Below are 15,078 nucleotides of genomic sequence, written 5' to 3' on the forward strand. Positions count from 1 at the left end.
GTTCGGATCGTCAGCTCATCCGCTCCGTCACCCCGGACTTGTTCCGGGGTCCACCGAGCCACACGGGCTCCGCCTGATCCTCAGGCCCCTCTCCCAGCCGCGGGGTGGACCCCGGAACAAGTCCGGGGTGACGGATGGCTCAAGGCCATCCCCTGAGCCAACGGGTCGGCGACCGGCGGAGCGCTCGTTCCACCAGTCGCCGTTTGGTCACTTCATCCGGATCGTCATCGCCTTGCCGGTGTAGCTCACCCGCGTCGCACCATTTTCGGCGAAGTCCAGCGCTTCGGCCTTGCCCGGCGTATGGAAGCGCACCGACACCGCGCGCGTCGCGACCATGCCCGGATAGCTGCCCTCGCGCGCGCCGATGGTCAGCGTCTTCGCCTGCTCGTTCCACGTCAGCGGTACGCGCGCGAACTTGCCCGACTCATAGCCAGGCGTCACGCCGTCATCCTCGTACAGCGAGAAGGCGCCGTCCTTGCCGGTGAAGACGTGCAGCACGATCGCCCCGCCCGGCTGCTCGCGTGCATATTGTACCGCCGGTCCGGTCGGCAGGATCGCACCCGCACGGACGAACAGCGGCATCCGCTCGTACGGCGCGGCGGCGGTGATCGACTGGCCACCCGTGTAGTGCTTGCCGCTGGCGAAATCGTACCAGTCCGCCCCGGCCGGCAGATACACCGAGCGCGAGCGCGCCTTGAACGCCGTCACCGGCGCGACGAGCAGATCGCGGCCGAACAGATATTCGTCGTCGACGTTCCACGTCTTGCGATCCGCGGCATAGTCCATCACCAGCCCGCGCATGATGCTGCCGTCCTTGTGATAGGTGTCGGCCGCGGTCGTGTAGATATACGGCATCAGGCGATAGCGGAGCTGGTCGTACCAGAGCATCGACGATGCCATCGCCGGATCGCTCGCACTCAATTCATAGATCTCGCGCTTGGGCGTCTCGCCATGGCTGCGGAACAGCGGGCTGAGCGCCCCGAACTGGAACCAGCGCAGGTTGAGCTCGCGCCATTCGGGCAGCGCCGCCGGCTCGGCATTGGTATAGCGATCCTCGACCGCGAATCCGCCGATATCGTGCGTCCAATTGGGCACGCCCGACATCGACAGATTGACGCCCGCCGAAATCTGGTCGCGCAGATCGTCCCAGCGTGCGGCGACGTCGCCCGACCACAAGGCCGCGCTCGCGCGTTGCAGGCCGGCGAAGCCCGAGCGCGTCAGGATGAACGGCCGCTTGTCGGTGTTGGTCTCGCGCAGCCCCTCGGCGAAGCCCGCCGCATGGACCAGCGGGAAGCTGTTGAAATAGGCGCCGCCCGGCCCGAAGGCGTTCGGCCCCATCACATATTTGCGCTCTTCGATCGACAGGTTGGAATGGATGTCGGGCTCGGTCGCGTCCATCCACCAGGCGTCGATGCCGAGCTTGACCAGATTGTCGCGCACCTGCCGGTAATAGATCTTGCGCGCCTCGGGGTAATAAGGATCGTAATCGGTGTTGAGATAGCCCGGACCGACCCAGTCCTTGTTCTTCAGCTTGAGATTGCCCTGATACAGGAAGCCCTTGGCGGCCAGCTCCTTGGCATTGTCGGTATTGGGATAGAATTTCGGCCAGACCGAGATCATCAATTGCGCGTTGAGCTTGTGGACCTCGTCCACCATCCCCTGCGGATCGGGGAAGCGCGTCTTGTCGAACTGGTGGCTGCCCCATTGATCCTGCGGCCAGTAGAACCAATCCTCGACGATATTGTCGAGCGGGATCTGGCGCTTGCGATATTCGCGCACGACGCCGACCAATTGCTCCTGCGTCTCGTAGCGCTGGCGGCTCTGCCAGAAGCCATAGGCCCATTGCGGCATCATCGGCGCCTTGCCGGTCAGCCCGCGATAGCCCGCGACGACCGCGTCCATATCGGCGCCGGCGACGACATAATAATCGACCGCCTTGCCCGCCTCCGACGACAGCCACAGCGAATGGCGATCGGGCTGGGGCAGGGGATCGTTGTGGAAGAACGCCATATAGCCGGCGTTGGGCTCCCATTCGATACGGATCGCGACCGGCTTGCCGGCGGTCATCGGCAGCTCGACGTTATGATACCAGGGGTTCCAGTTCTGCCGCCAGCGATCGAGCACCAATTTGCCGTCGGCATAGACCTTGAAATAGCTCGACCCGTAGACGCGGAACTTGTGCAGGCCGGTGACGGTGGGATCAACGGTGCCGGTCCAGATCACGCGTTGCTTGCCGACCACCTTGCCGGCGGTGTTCTGGCCGCTGTCCGCCGAGGCGACGGTCTGCGCCTTGGCTTGCGCCGGCCAGCGCGCCTGATCCTTGATATATTGATAGTTGATCGTCGCTTCCTGGCGCGTCGCGGCCAGCTTGTCGCCGAGGTAATATTGCGCGGTCCAGCCCGGCTTGCCGCCGTTCGACACCTTCATATCGTCGCCGACCAAGGCATAGGGCTTGGGATTGCCGAAGCGGGTGATCGAATTATTGTCCCACAACAGCCCGTAATTGCGCGTCGAGACGACGAACGGGATGGCGATGTCCATATTGTGCTGGGCGAGTTCGACGTCCTCGCCATTGTAATTCATCTGCCGGTTCTGATGCTGGCCGAGGCCGTAGAAGCCTTCGTCGGTCGCGCGATTGAACTGCTGCTGCGTGGCGACATAGCCCTTGCCCTCGACGCTCGGCGCGAAGGCGGCGCGGCCCGCCTCGTCGAGCAGCACCTTGCCCGCCGCGTCGCGGACGGTGAGGTGGCCGTCGGACAGGCGGATCTCGGCGCTCGCCTTGGCGAGCTTGAGCGTGACGACGCCCGCGCCTTGGCTGATCGTCGGCGCGCCGTGCGGCTTGGCGACCACCATCAGGCTGTCGGGCAGGGTAAGGTCGGTGCCGGGCACGGCGGTGACGCGGAAGCTGTCGTCGCCATAAGCGACGACACGGACGCGCTTGGCGGGGCCGCTGTCGGGCGTGACGACGACGCCCTGGTCGATCTTCTGCACTTCAGAGGCGAGCGCCATGCCCGAGACGGAGACGGCGAGGCCCGCGACGGCGCGGGCGAGGAAACGGAAGGTCATCGGTCTGATCCTGATCTGATCGGGCTGAATGGGAAAAGCCGTTCGCCCTGAGCCTGTCGAAGGGCAGTGCCACATGCGACGACGCCGCTTGTGGGACGCCGGTGCTTCGACAGGCTCAGCACGAACGGGGATAAGGTCAACGATAGGTGCCGAGCGTCACGCGGAGCAGCGTGGGCTTGGTGAGATTGAGGCCATAATCGGTCTGGTCGCCGTTCCAGACGCGCAGCGTCGTCCAGGTGCCGGCGGCGTCGAAACTGCCTTCCTCGACGCTGAGATATTGCGTGTTCTCGCCCTTCGTCTCGGTGGCGCGGTCGATCTTGATCCGCACATCGGAGCCGGCGAGCAGGAAGCGGTCCGGCCCGAGCTGCGCCACCGCGACGCCGCCGACCGGCTGGTCGCGAGTCGGGTTGGGGTCGGACTTCAGCCATTGCGAGTCGCGGTCGCCGAACTGCCACTGGCCGTATTGCGCGGTGATCTTCCACCGCCCCAGCACGCCGCTCTCGTCCGAGGCATCGGCGGGCTTGGCGCTGCCCCAGGTCGGATGCTCCAGCGCGATCTTCGCCCAGCCGCGCGCGTTGGGGGCCATCAGCGCGAATTTGTCGCCAAAAGCCGCGATCGTCTCGGCGTCGATCACCTTGCTGCCGAGCGGGTAGTTGACGTAGCCGGTGTCGTCGAAGCCGAACGGCGAGAAACCGATGCCGCCATGGCCGAGCACCGGCCACAGATAGCGCGCATAGGCGATCGCATTGCCCGTCTCCGGGATCATCAGCGCATTGTCGGGCCGGCCGTAGAGCTTGAGGAAGGCGGCATAGGTCTTGGGGTCGGCATTGTAGAGATCGGGCGCGACGACATCGAGATGCGGCGCCGCGGCCTTCCACACGTCGATGATCGTCCAGTTCGGGCCGCCGCTCGCGCCGCCGTCCTCGCCCGGCGTCGCGAAGGGGCTGCCGACCGCGGCATTGGCGTACATCGGCAGGTCGAGCACCGCGCGGCCCGCCGCTGCGATCTCGTCGACGTAGCGCGCGACGTACCAGCCGTTGAACGCCGCCTCGGCGACCTTGCCGTAGACGGTCGTCCAGTCGCCGCGCTTGCCCGTCTTCTTGGCGAGCGCCGCCGGGACCGGCTGGCGGAACAGCGCCTGCGCGGCGGGCGAGAGATCGCGGTTCTGGCCGTAGACGCCGGTCTCGTTCTCGACCTGCACCATGATGACGCGATGGTCGGGATCGTTCGCCTTGAGATGCTGCATCAGCGCGACGAAGGCACGCTTGTCCGCCTCCAGCGTGGTGCGGGCGTGCGGGGTGAAGGTGGGGTGCGTCGAGCCGTCCGCCTTGCGCATCCGCGGGAAGCGCTTGGGATCGCTCTTCACCCAGGCTGGCGTGTAGCTCGGGCCGGTGTTCTTCCAGGTGCCGAACCACAATAGCACCAGCCGCGTGTCATGCGTCCGGGCGCCGGCGAGCAGGGCGTCGACATAGCTGAAGTCGAACTGCCCCTCGACCGGCTCGACCTGTTCCCAGGCGACCGGGATTTCGAGCGTGTTGGCGTGGATACGCTCCACCATCGGCCAGACCTTGGGTAGCATGCCGGCGTAATTGCTGCTGTTGTTCGCCTGGATGCCGAGCATCAGGAACGGCGCGCCGTCGACCATCAGCGCATGACGCCCGTCGCGTTCGACCATTTTCGGCAGCGGAGCGGCGGTCTGCGCCTGCGCCGCGAATGTTCCGAACCCCAAAGCGGCCGCTGCCAAAGGCGCGGTGAACCACCGCCTGTTCCTGCCCGTCATCGTCATCCTCCCAGATCACATCGGCCCACACGGGTGCCGCTTTGCTGATGGTGGCGCTACCAAGCGGTGAGGCGAATGTCGATAAGTAAGACATAATAGATGGTTAGCGCGATGCGGCGGGGCGCGGGGAAGGGATTGATAAGGGACGTTTATCCGCGCGGGCCTTGGTTCGTCCCATACGCTGGCCTGCGAGGTTCGATCGGTGTCCTCATCAGATTCGTCACCCCGGACTCGTTCCGGGGTCCACCCGGCCGCAAGCGAGCGATTCATTTCAAACCGCTCTCCTCGCCGCGGGGTGGACCCCGGAACGAGTCCGGGGTGACGGGGTGGGCGGGACGTATGTAGCGCCACGGCGATTTGGCTTCGCCGACTGGGTGGCTCTCGCACCGCTGCTCCGGCGGCTCTTGCGCTGTTATACGCCCGCTATGCTCTTCTCGATCCCCTGTGATTCGCCGGTCGGTACGTTGACGCTGGTGGCGAGCGACGTCGGTCTCGTTGCGGTGTTGTGGCCGGACGACGATCCCTCGCGCGTTCGCCTCGGTCCGCTCGTCGCCGGCGGCGATCACCCGATCCTCGTCGAGACCGCCCGCCAGCTGCGCGGCTATTTCGCTGGCGAGCGCACGGCCTTCGACCTGCCGCTGGACTGGCGGGGCACCGCTTTCCAGAAACAGGTATGGGCGGCGCTGCTGACCATCCCTTATGGCGAGACGCGCAGTTATGGTGCCTTGGCGCGGGCGATCGGGCGGCCGGCGGCGTCGCGTGCGGTCGGCGCGGCGAACGGCCGCAACCCGTTGTCGATCGTCGCGCCCTGCCATCGCGTGGTCGGCAGCGCCGGCCATCTTACCGGCTTCGCCGGCGGCCTGCCGGCCAAGGCACTGTTGCTCGCGCTGGAGCGGCGCGCCGGCGAATTGCCGCTGTGATCGGCCTGTGCAACTTTCTGCACACATCGCTGCTCCCGCCGTGACCCGCCGCGTGAGCGGGCGAGAAGGTTCGTGGATAAGCCGTTGAAAACAAACGATTCTTAACTTCTGTTGGTGGCATTGCCTGTCTGGTGCGGATCGCGGCATTGTCCGGCGACGCACCACGGCCAGAAGAGCCGATCTGCGCCGTCATAGAGGATGAGAGGCACCCATGAGCATCACCGTCGCCGCGACGCCGTCCGGAGGATCCGTCTTACCCCCGGCCGCCAAGCCTTGGTATGCGCAACTGTATTTGCAGGTGCTCGTCGCGATCGTCGCCGGCGTCCTGCTCGGCCATTTCGCACCCCAGGCCGGCGAGGCGATGAAGCCGATCGGCGATGCCTTCATCAAATTGGTCAAGATGGTGATCGCGCCGGTGATCTTCCTCACCATCGTCACTGGTATCGCGGGTATGCGCGATCTCGGTGCGGTCGGCCGCGTCGCCGGCAAGGCGTTCGTCTATTTCCTGTTCTTCTCGACGCTCGCGCTGATCGTCGGCCTGATCGTCGCCAACGTGGTGCGGCCGGGCGCGGGGCTCAACATCGATCCCGCCAGCCTCGACACCAGCAAGGTCGCCGAATTCGCCGAGAAGGCACATGAATCGACGATCACCGGCTTCCTGACCGGCATCATCCCCGACACGTTCCTGTCGTCGCTGACGCAGGGCAACATCCTGCAGGTGCTGTTCGTCTCGATCCTGTTCGGCATCGCGCTGGCGCTGATCGGCGATCGCGGCACCAAGGTGCTTAGCGTGCTCGAGGACGTCTCGCTCGCCTTCTTCAAGGTGGTCAGTATCGTCATGAAGGCGGCGCCGATCGGCGCGTTCGGCGCGATGGCCTTCACCATCGGCAAATATGGCGTCGGTACGCTCGCCAATCTCGCGATGCTGGTCGGCACCTTCTATTTCACCTCGCTGCTGTTCGTCCTCGTCGTGCTCGGCACGGTGAGCTGGCTGTGCGGGTTCTCGATCCTGCGGCTGATCTCCTATCTCAAGGCGGAGCTGCTGCTGGTGCTCGGCACCTCGTCGTCGGAAAGCGCGCTGCCCGCGCTGATCGAGAAGATGGAGCGCGCCGGCTGCCCCAAGTCGATCGTCGGCCTCGTCGTGCCGACCGGCTATTCGTTCAACCTCGACGGCACCAACATCTACATGACGCTGGCGGCGTTGTTCATCGCGCAGGCGTGCAACGTCGACCTGACGCTCGGCCAGCAATTGCTGTTGCTCGGCGTGGCGATGCTGTCGTCGAAGGGCGCGGCGGGGGTCACCGGTGCGGGCTTCATCACGCTCGCCGCGACGCTGTCGATCGTACCGAGCGTGCCGGTCGCCGGCATGGCGCTGATCCTCGGCGTCGACCGCTTCATGAGCGAATGCCGCAGCCTGACCAACTTCATCGGCAATGCGGTGGCGACCGTGGTCGTATCGCGCTGGGAAGGACGGCTCGACACCGCGCAGCTTCACGCCGCGCTGCATGGCGAGGCCCTGCGCGTCGACCAGCTGCCCGCCGAGGCGGTGCCCGCCGAATAAACGCGTCGCGTCCTCCCCGTCGGTCGCCGCGCGCCCTCATCCTTCTCCCGACCGGGGAGGGACGGAGAGGAAGGCGGCGACGGGTGAGGGCGACGATCGCCCATAAGGATATCCCCATGTTGCTCCGTGCTCGCGCCCTCGCCGGCGCCACTGCTCTGCTCACCCTCGTCACCACCGCCGCCACTGCGCAGACCAGCGTCGCGCCGAGCGAATCCGGCCAGACCCGCGATCCCGCCACGCCGACGGTGACCAGCTATCCCGCCGCCGCCGCGGGTGACGGCGCGACCACCAACGGCTTCAACCTGTCGCGCTGGGCGGAGGATTGGCGCAGCTATCGCGATCCCGCCAAGCGCGACGACTTCCTCGATCGGCTCAAGTTCCTGCCGCTCGATGGCGATGGCGACGTCTATCTGACGCTGTCGGGGGAGGTGCGGCTGCGCGTCAACCATACCACCAACCCCAATCTGCGCGATTCGCGCGCGCAGCGGCAGGACATCAACCGCATCGTCGGCGGTGCCGACCTGCACGTCGGTCCGCATTTCCGCGCCTTCGCCGAGATCGCGCATGGCGGCATCTCCGGCGTCGAACTCGGCGCGCCGGCGGCGACGCTGCGCAACGACCTCGTGCTGCAACAGGCGTTCGTCGAGGGCAATGCCGAAGTCGACGGCATCGCGATCGGTGCGCGCTACGGCCGGCAGGAATTCACCGACGGTCCCAATCTGCTGACCTCGCAGCGCGACAACAATACCATCCGCTACACGCTCAACGGCATCCGCGCCTGGGCACGCGGCAGCCGGGTGCGCGCCGATCTCTTCGACTTCAAGCCGACGCAATATGGCGATCTCGGCACCGACGACGACATCAGCGATCCGGCACGGCGTTTCTCAGGCGTGACGCTGGGCTATGCCGTGCCGAACGGCTGGTTCGGCGGCTCGAAGATCTTCGTCGATCCGTTCTTCTGGCGGCGACGCAATACGGTGGGCGCCTGGGGCGGCCGCATCGGCCCGGCGATGCGCTATTATGTCGGCACGCATATTTATGGCGACGCCGGCCCGGTGACGGTCGACTGGACGATCAACCATCAATACGGCCATTATATCAACCAGGACATCGACGCCTGGCAGCTGTTCTTTGCGCAGACCTACCGACTCGGCAGATCCAAGACCGCGCCGCGCGTCGGTATTCATATGGACTATGCGAGCGGCGGCGGCGGGTATGGCGACGGCAAGCTGCGCGATGCCTATGCGCCGTTCGGCAACAACATCTACTACAGCTACGGCCTGTTCCTGACCCCGTCGAACCTGATCGCAGTGGCCCCAAATTTCACCTTCTCGCCAGTGAAGACGGTGCGCGTCACCGCCGAATATCAGCTCGCGTGGCGCGACAGCGTCACCGACGCGGTCTATCGCGCCAACGGCCAGCCATTCGCCGGCACGCAGCGCGTCGGCGATGCCAAGATCGGCGACGTGATGCGGCTGCAGGCGGTCTGGTCGATCAGCCCGCGCCTGTCGTTCACCGGCCGCTACGAGCATCTCGCCGCCGGCCCGTCGCTGTCCAAGGCGGGGTTCAAGAGTTCCGACTTCATGGCCGGCTGGCTCAGCTTCCGCTTCTGAGGAGGCCCGGAAGCTTCCGCGCTGCTCGTTGACCGATGCGGTCCATTGCTGTGCCGTCCCGTCCGCGACGGACTATTCCACGCCGTACAGGCACGCGGTTTCGTCGATCCGGTATGGACGCCGCGACCCGCGCGGGTCAAAGGCGGGGGATGAGCGATGACCTGCTGATCCAGACAGAGGGTGCCGTCGGCCGGCTGCGCCTCAACCGTCCCAAGGCGCTGCATGCGCTCAACCGCGCCATGTGCGACGGCATGCTCGCCGCGCTGGAGGCGTGGCGGAGCGACGCCGACGTCGCCGCGGTGCTGCTCGACCATGCCGAGGGGCGCGGCTTCTGTGCCGGGGGCGACATCCGCATGCTGAGCGAGAGCGGCGCGACCGACGGCGCGGCGGCGCGCGGTTTCTTCCTCAGCGAATACCGGCTCAACCACCGGCTCTTCACCTATGCCAAGCCGACGGTGTCGGTGATGGATGGGGTGACGATGGGCGGCGGTGTCGGCATCGCCTTGCCCTGCCGCTACCGCATCGCCACCGAGAATACGCGCTTCGCGATGCCGGAGACGGGGATCGGCCTGTTCCCCGATGTCGGCGGCGGCTGGTACCTGGCGCGGCTGCCGGGGCGGATCGGTCAGTTCCTCGCGCTTACCGGCCATCGGCTCGACGGCGCCGAGGCGCATGCGCTGGGGCTCGCGACGCATTATCTGCCTGCCGCCGCGGTGGAAGCCGCCAAGGCGGCGATCGTCGCCGAGCCGCGTGATATCGACGGCGCGCTCGATCGGCTCGCCGTGACGCCGCCGGCCGCCAAGCTGCTGTCGCACCGCGACGAGATCGACCGGCTGTTCGCCTCCGATACGCTGGAGGACGTGCTGGCGACGCTCGAAGCCGACGACGGCGCCTTCGCCGCCGAACAGCTCGCCATCCTGCGGACCAAGTCGCCGCAGGCGATGAAGGTGTCGCTGCGGCTGCTCTACGACGGCGGGCTGATGCAGAGCTTCGCCGACGAGATGGTGCAGGAATATGCCGTCGCCTGCCGCGTCGTGCAGCGCCACGACTTCCTCGAAGGGGTGCGCGCGGTGATCGTCGACAAGGACCAGGCGCCGCGCTGGCAGCCGGCGACCGCCGAGGACGTCACCGACCACGTCATCGACCAGATCTTCGCGCCGATGCCCGAGGGCGAGGCGTGGACGCCCGCATAAGGAGAGCCGCCGTGTCCGATTATCAGACCATCCTCGTCGAGCGGCGCGATCGCGTCACGCTCATCACGCTCAACCGGCCCGAGGCGCTCAACGCGCTCAACGCGCAGGTGCTCGCCGACCTGCTCGCCGCGCTGGCGGCGTTCGATGCCGATCCCGATCAGGGCTGCGCGGTGCTGACCGGCAGCGCCAAGGCGTTCGCGGCGGGGGCGGACATCAAGGAAATGCAGGCGATGGACTTCGCCGCGATGTACGGCCGCAACCATTTCGCCGGCTACGAGACGCTGACCGCGACGCGCAAGCCGATCATCGCCGCGGTGGCGGGCTATGCGCTCGGCGGCGGTTGCGAGCTGGCGATGATGTGCGACTTCATCCTCGCCGCCGACACCGCCAAGTTCGGCCAGCCCGAGGTCAAGCTCGCGGTCAGCCCCGGTATGGGCGGCTCGCAACGGCTTGCCCGCGCGGTCGGCAAGGCCAAGGCGATGGAGATGTGCCTCACCGGCCGGATGATGGATGCAGCGGAGGCGGAGCGCGCCGGATTGGTGAGTCGCGTTATCCCCGCCGCGGAGCTCGTCGAGGAAGCGATGAAGACCGCCGCGACGATCGCCGGTATGGCGCCGCTGGCGGTGCTGGCGAACAAGGAGATGGTCAACGCCGCGTTCGAGACGACGCTGGCGCAGGGCGTCCAGTTCGAGCGGCGGCTGTTCCACGGGCTGTTCGGTACCGCGGACCAGAAGGAAGGCATGGCGGCGTTCGTCGAGAAGCGGCCGGGGGCGTGGACGGGGCGGTAAGGCTATAAACCCCTCCCCTTCAGGGGAGGGGTTTACCGCGTCAGGAACCGTTCCACCGCGGCAAGCGCCTGCGCCTGCACCACTCCCGGTGCGTCGCTTGCGTCGATCACCGCATGCCGCTCCGGCGCTGCCGCCGCCTGCGTCAGGAATGCCTCGCGGATGCGCTGGTGGAAGGCGAGGTCGAGGCTTTCGAACCGCCCTTCGTCGATCGCACCGTCGGACAGTCGCTTGCGGCTGCGCGCCAGCCCCACCGCCGGATCGACGTCGAGCACCAAAGTCAGGTCCGGCCACAGATCGTCGACCATCGCGGCGTGCAATTCGCGGATCAGCGGTTCCGACATGCCGCGCCCGGCGCCCTGATAGGCGAGCGTCGACCCGGCGTAGCGATCGGACACGACGACCCGCCCCGCCGCCACCGCCGGCAACACGACGCGCGCGACATGCTGCACCCGTGCCGCGGTCATCAGCAGCAGCTCCGCGCGCGGCTCCCAGGCGGCGTCCTCGCCCGCCAGCAGCAGCCCGCGCAACGCCTCGCCCTGCGGCGTACCGCCCGGCTCGCGCGTGCCGACCACGTCGTGGCCGCGTGCCTGGAGACCGGCGACGAGCCGGCGGACGACGCCGCTCTTGCCCGAGCCGTCGACGCCTTCGACGGCTATGAACGCCCCCGCCATCAGTCGCGCCGCCAGATCTGCGACTTGCAGATGAACCCGCCGATCAGGCAGCCGCGCACGTTGAGCGTGTCGCCGTCCACCATCGTCACGCTCGATCCGAACGCCCGGCCCATATCGGGGACGTAGATCTGCCCCGACCAGCGCCGCTTGCCGTCCGCCTTATAGTCGCGCAGCAGGGCGGTGCCGATCAGCGGCGGATACCCCTTGTCAGCGACGTCGCTCTTCGCCTTGTCGCTGGCGCGGATCACCCAGCCGCACACTTTGTCGCCGCAGCGCCCGGTTCGCACCGCGACGCTGTTCTTGGGATTGTGCCAGGTGCCGAGGATCGCCGCCGACGGCGGGACCGCCGGCGCGGCGGCGGCGAGGAGCAGGGACAGGATCACGGACGGGAGATGGTCGGCCGCGCTCAGCCGCGCAACTGCTGATGGTGACGGATCACCTCGTCGATGATGAAGCGCAGGAATTTCTCGCTGAATTCGGGATCGAGCTCCGCTTCCTCGGCGAGCCGGCGCAGCCGCGCGATCTGGCGTTCCTCGCGGCCGGGATCGGCGGCGGGCAGGCCCGAGGTCGCCTTGTGACGGCCGACCGCCTGCGTCACCTTGAACCGTTCGGCGAGCAGATGGACCAGCGCCGCATCGATGTTGTCGATGCTCTTGCGATATCCCTGCAGCACGTCGTCGCTCATGCCTCGCCTTTCCTTGGTCGCTGTCCGCCTCCCATGGGGTGTGTTGCACCCGCGAGCAAGACTTGCGTTCGCGAAGGCGAGAGGCCACAGCGCAGGGCGAGATGACCGCAACCATCCATCGCCTCGACAACCGCGAACCGTCGCTGGAGCCGCTGCTCCAGCTCGTCGCGGGGGACATGAACGCCGTCAACACGGTGATCCTCGACCGTATGCAGTCGCAAATCCCGCTGATCCCGGAACTTGCCGGGCATCTCATCGCCGGCGGCGGCAAGCGGATGCGGCCGATGCTGACGCTCAGCAGCGCGCGGCTGATCGGCTATACCGGCACGCGGCACCACCGCCTCGCCGCCTCGGTCGAATTCATCCATACCGCGACGCTGCTCCACGACGACGTCGTCGACGGGTCGGACCTGCGCCGCGGCAAGCGCACCGCCAACATCATCTGGGGCAATCCGGCGAGCGTGCTGGTCGGCGACTTCCTGTTCAGCCGCAGCTTCGAGCTGATGGTCGAGGACGGCAGCCTCAAGGTGCTGAAGATCCTGTCGAACGCCTCGGCGGTGATCGCGGAGGGCGAGGTCAACCAGCTCACCGCCGCGCGCCGCGTCGACTTAGGCGAGGACCGCTATCTCGACATCATCAACGCCAAGACCGCGGCGCTGTTCGCCGCCGCCTGCCGCATTTCGGCGGTGGTCGCCGAACGGCCCGAGGGCGAGGAACTGGCGCTCGACGCTTATGGCCGCAACCTCGGCATCGCCTTCCAGCTCGTCGACGATGCGATCGATTACGTGTCGGACGCGGGGACGATGGGCAAGGATGCCGGCGACGATTTCCGCGAGGGCAAGATGACGCTGCCCGTGATCCTCGCCTACGCCCGCGGCGACGCGGAGGATCGCAAGTTCTGGAAGGACGCGATCGAGGGGCGGCGCCAGTCCGACGCGGATTTCGCCCACGCCATCGATCTGGTGCGCAAGACGCGTTCGGTCGACGACACGCTCGCCCGCGCCCGCCACTACGGCCAGCGCGCGATCGACGCGATCGGCGGCTTCGCCAACGGCAAGGCCAAGGACGCGATGATCGAGGCGGTCGAGTTCGCGGTCGCGCGGGCCTATTGAGGGCTAGGGCGCGCGCCTCAACACGCGACGCACTCCCCACCCATTTCGACCTGCAAGGTCGCGTGGCCAATCGCAAAGCGCTCGTGCAACATGCCGCGCGCCGCGACGAGGAAGCCGTCGCCGGGATGACCGGTTGGGATCACCAGATGCGCAGTCAGCACCGGCTCGGTGGTCGACATCGCCCAGATGTGCAGGTCGTGGACCTTGGTCACGCCGGGCAGCGCCTCGAGCGCGCCGGTGACCGCATCGTAATCGATCGCCCGCGGCACCGCGGCGAGGCTCATCTCGACCGTCTCGCGCAGCAAACCCCAGGTCTGCCAGAAGATCAGCGCGGCGATGACGAGGCTGACCAGCGGATCGATCCATCCCAGGCCGGTCGCCCAGATCGCGACGCCGGCCAGCACCACGCCCGCCGACACTATCGCATCGCTCAGCATGTGGAGATAGGCGCCGCGGATATTGATGTCGCCCTTGCGCCCGCGCGCGAACAGCCAGGCGGTGAAGGCGTTGATCGCGATGCCGATGCCGGCGACGATCGAGACGGTGAGGCCGGCGACGACGGGCGGGTTGCCGAGCCGCTGCACCGCCTCGGTGACGATCGCGCCGAGCGCGACGAGCAGGAACAGCGCGTTGGCGAGCGCGGCGAGGATCGTCGATCCCTTCAGCCCGTAGGTGAAGCGCTTGGTCGGCGCGGTCCGCGCCAGCGCCGCGCCGCCCCAGGCGACGGCGAGGCCGAGCACGTCGGACAGATTATGACCGGCGTCGGCGAGCAGCGCGACCGAGCCGGTCCACAGCCCGGCACCCCCTTCGGCGAGGACATAGGCGATGTTGAGCGCGATCCCGATCGCGAAGGCGCGGTCGAACGACGCGGGGGCGTGGGAATGGCCGTGGCCGTGGCTATGACCATGGCTATGACCGTGGTCGTGGCCGCCGTGATCGTGTCCGTGGTGATGATGTCCGCCCAATGGTCCCGTCCGGCTGCCGTCGTGGTGCCATGCCTATCATCCGCGGGGCGGGAGATACTAGGACGCGGGCGATGACCTTTTCGTCATCTGGCGGGGAGGGCGGATTGACCCCGACCCGGATCGTCATCCCGGTGCAAGCCGGGACTTCTGCAAACGTCTGCATCGCCGGTAAAGCATCACAGTGCTCCCGTGCATCACAGTGCTCCCGCGCAGGCGGGAGCCCAGGGTCAGGCAAAACAACGTCTTATGGCGCTTGAAACTCCTGGGCTCCTGCTTTCGCAGGAGCACTGGGTCGGTTGTGCAAAGGTTTTATGAGGGCCGAGATGACGGTCGTTCGGCGTCAGGATTTGCCGAACATCCCGCCAAGGCCGCCGAGCAGGCCGCCGAGGCCGCCCTGTTCGCCGTTCGCGCCGCCGAGCAGCGCGCCGAGATTGCCGAGCGCGCCTTCGCCGCCGAGATGGCCGAGGATCTGCTGGAGCACGTCGGGCGAGAGGCCGGTCGAATCGGCGGCGCCCGCGACGGTGTCGCCGGGCCGGGTATGCGCCTCGCCGAGTGCGCTGATCGCCACGGTCACCTGTTCGGGCGACAGGCCGATGCGTTCGGCGAGATTGGTGATCGCGGGATTGCCGGCCACCTGGCCGAGGATGCCGTCCAACAGACCCATGATGTGTTTCCTTCGTTACGAACGACGGGGGTATAGCAGCGCGGGCGTATCGCGTCGCGC

Annotated in this window: 13 protein-coding genes; 6 read left to right on the top strand and 7 right to left on the bottom strand. The window is 67.3% G+C overall.

Going from position 1 to position 15,078, the window contains the following annotated elements:
• Nucleotides 1-207: 207 nt before the first annotated feature.
• The gene (locus tag FFS23_RS06090) at nucleotides 208-3,066 is read right to left on the bottom strand and encodes a TIM-barrel domain-containing protein (RefSeq protein ID WP_137897880.1); all 2,859 of its coding nucleotides are present in this window, start codon (nucleotides 3,064-3,066) and stop codon (nucleotides 208-210) included.
• Between the two features lie 136 nt (nucleotides 3,067-3,202).
• Nucleotides 3,203-4,846, bottom strand: coding sequence for a DUF5597 domain-containing protein (locus FFS23_RS06095; RefSeq protein WP_249340547.1), 1,644 nt, complete (start codon nucleotides 4,844-4,846; stop codon nucleotides 3,203-3,205).
• Between the two features lie 425 nt (nucleotides 4,847-5,271).
• On the opposite strand from FFS23_RS06095, the gene FFS23_RS06100 reads away from it, so the two are divergent.
• The 5 genes from FFS23_RS06100 (at nucleotide 5,272) to FFS23_RS06120 (ending at nucleotide 10,921) form a co-directional block, all read left to right on the top strand.
• Nucleotides 5,272-5,766 carry a methylated-DNA--[protein]-cysteine S-methyltransferase gene (locus tag FFS23_RS06100; protein ID WP_137897881.1) on the top strand — a complete coding sequence of 165 codons (495 nt, stop codon included), beginning with the start codon at nucleotides 5,272-5,274 and terminating at the stop codon, nucleotides 5,764-5,766.
• Between the two features lie 211 nt (nucleotides 5,767-5,977).
• On the top strand, nucleotides 5,978-7,327 hold the full coding sequence (locus FFS23_RS06105) for a dicarboxylate/amino acid:cation symporter (protein WP_137897882.1): 1,350 nt from the start codon (nucleotides 5,978-5,980) through the stop codon (nucleotides 7,325-7,327).
• A gap of 116 nt (nucleotides 7,328-7,443) precedes the next feature.
• Nucleotides 7,444-8,940 (top strand): alginate export family protein, encoded by a 1,497-nt coding sequence (locus tag FFS23_RS06110; RefSeq protein ID WP_137897883.1) that lies wholly within the window; start codon nucleotides 7,444-7,446, stop codon nucleotides 8,938-8,940.
• Between the two features lie 149 nt (nucleotides 8,941-9,089).
• A complete protein-coding gene (locus FFS23_RS06115) occupies nucleotides 9,090-10,133 on the top strand; it encodes an enoyl-CoA hydratase/isomerase family protein (protein ID WP_137897884.1) in 1,044 nt (347 codons plus the stop codon).
• Between the two features lie 11 nt (nucleotides 10,134-10,144).
• Complete coding sequence (locus FFS23_RS06120; RefSeq protein WP_137897885.1) at nucleotides 10,145-10,921, top strand: enoyl-CoA hydratase; 777 nt, start codon at nucleotides 10,145-10,147, stop codon at nucleotides 10,919-10,921.
• Between the two features lie 32 nt (nucleotides 10,922-10,953).
• Here FFS23_RS06120 and tmk read toward each other — a convergent pair whose 3' ends face one another.
• Genes tmk through FFS23_RS06135 form a run of 3 tightly spaced genes read right to left on the bottom strand, consistent with a single transcriptional unit; the run spans nucleotide 10,954 to nucleotide 12,277 of the window.
• Nucleotides 10,954-11,592 (bottom strand): dTMP kinase, encoded by a 639-nt coding sequence (gene tmk, locus FFS23_RS06125; RefSeq protein WP_137897886.1) that lies wholly within the window; start codon nucleotides 11,590-11,592, stop codon nucleotides 10,954-10,956.
• Nucleotides 11,592-11,975: a DUF2147 domain-containing protein gene (locus FFS23_RS06130; RefSeq protein WP_052075603.1), complete on the bottom strand. Its 384-nt coding sequence runs from the start codon at nucleotides 11,973-11,975 to the stop codon at nucleotides 11,592-11,594. Before FFS23_RS06130 ends, tmk begins: the two co-directional genes overlap by 1 nt.
• A 23-nt stretch (nucleotides 11,976-11,998) precedes the next feature.
• Complete coding sequence (locus FFS23_RS06135; protein WP_038662415.1) at nucleotides 11,999-12,277, bottom strand: chorismate mutase; 279 nt, start codon at nucleotides 12,275-12,277, stop codon at nucleotides 11,999-12,001.
• Nucleotides 12,278-12,378: 101 nt separating this feature from the next.
• Here FFS23_RS06135 and FFS23_RS06140 point away from each other — a divergent pair, with 101 nt between their 5' ends.
• Nucleotides 12,379-13,389: a polyprenyl synthetase family protein gene (locus FFS23_RS06140; protein WP_038662412.1), complete on the top strand. Its 1,011-nt coding sequence runs from the start codon at nucleotides 12,379-12,381 to the stop codon at nucleotides 13,387-13,389.
• A 17-nt stretch (nucleotides 13,390-13,406) separates the two neighbouring features.
• On the opposite strand, the gene FFS23_RS06145 is transcribed toward FFS23_RS06140, so the two are convergent.
• Nucleotides 13,407-14,354, bottom strand: coding sequence for a cation diffusion facilitator family transporter (locus tag FFS23_RS06145; protein ID WP_137897887.1), 948 nt, complete (start codon nucleotides 14,352-14,354; stop codon nucleotides 13,407-13,409).
• A 340-nt stretch (nucleotides 14,355-14,694) separates the two neighbouring features.
• On the bottom strand, nucleotides 14,695-15,018 hold the full coding sequence (locus tag FFS23_RS06150) for a hypothetical protein (protein ID WP_171009388.1): 324 nt from the start codon (nucleotides 15,016-15,018) through the stop codon (nucleotides 14,695-14,697).
• Nucleotides 15,019-15,078: the final 60 nt, after the last annotated feature.

Source organism: Sphingomonas sp. 2SG (assembly GCF_005503285.1).
GTDB classification, from domain to species: Bacteria; Pseudomonadota; Alphaproteobacteria; order Sphingomonadales; family Sphingomonadaceae; genus Sphingomonas; species Sphingomonas taxi.

Excerpts from the sequence above, each read along its gene's own strand:
- FFS23_RS06090 (WP_137897880.1), bottom strand. The coding sequence starts at position 3,066 with ATGACCTTCCGTTTCCTCGCCCGCGCCGTCGCGGGCCTCGCCGTCTCC.
- FFS23_RS06095 (WP_249340547.1), bottom strand. The coding sequence starts at position 4,846 with ATGACGGGCAGGAACAGGCGGTGGTTCACCGCGCCTTTGGCAGCGGCC.
- FFS23_RS06100 (WP_137897881.1), top strand. The coding sequence starts at position 5,272 with ATGCTCTTCTCGATCCCCTGTGATTCGCCGGTCGGTACGTTGACGCTG.
- FFS23_RS06105 (WP_137897882.1), top strand. The coding sequence starts at position 5,978 with ATGAGCATCACCGTCGCCGCGACGCCGTCCGGAGGATCCGTCTTACCC.
- FFS23_RS06110 (WP_137897883.1), top strand. The coding sequence starts at position 7,444 with ATGTTGCTCCGTGCTCGCGCCCTCGCCGGCGCCACTGCTCTGCTCACC.
- FFS23_RS06115 (WP_137897884.1), top strand. The coding sequence starts at position 9,090 with ATGAGCGATGACCTGCTGATCCAGACAGAGGGTGCCGTCGGCCGGCTG.
- tmk (WP_137897886.1), bottom strand. The coding sequence starts at position 11,592 with ATGGCGGGGGCGTTCATAGCCGTCGAAGGCGTCGACGGCTCGGGCAAG.
- FFS23_RS06135 (WP_038662415.1), bottom strand. The coding sequence starts at position 12,277 with ATGAGCGACGACGTGCTGCAGGGATATCGCAAGAGCATCGACAACATC.
- FFS23_RS06140 (WP_038662412.1), top strand. The coding sequence starts at position 12,379 with ATGACCGCAACCATCCATCGCCTCGACAACCGCGAACCGTCGCTGGAG.
- FFS23_RS06150 (WP_171009388.1), bottom strand. The coding sequence starts at position 15,018 with ATGGGTCTGTTGGACGGCATCCTCGGCCAGGTGGCCGGCAATCCCGCG.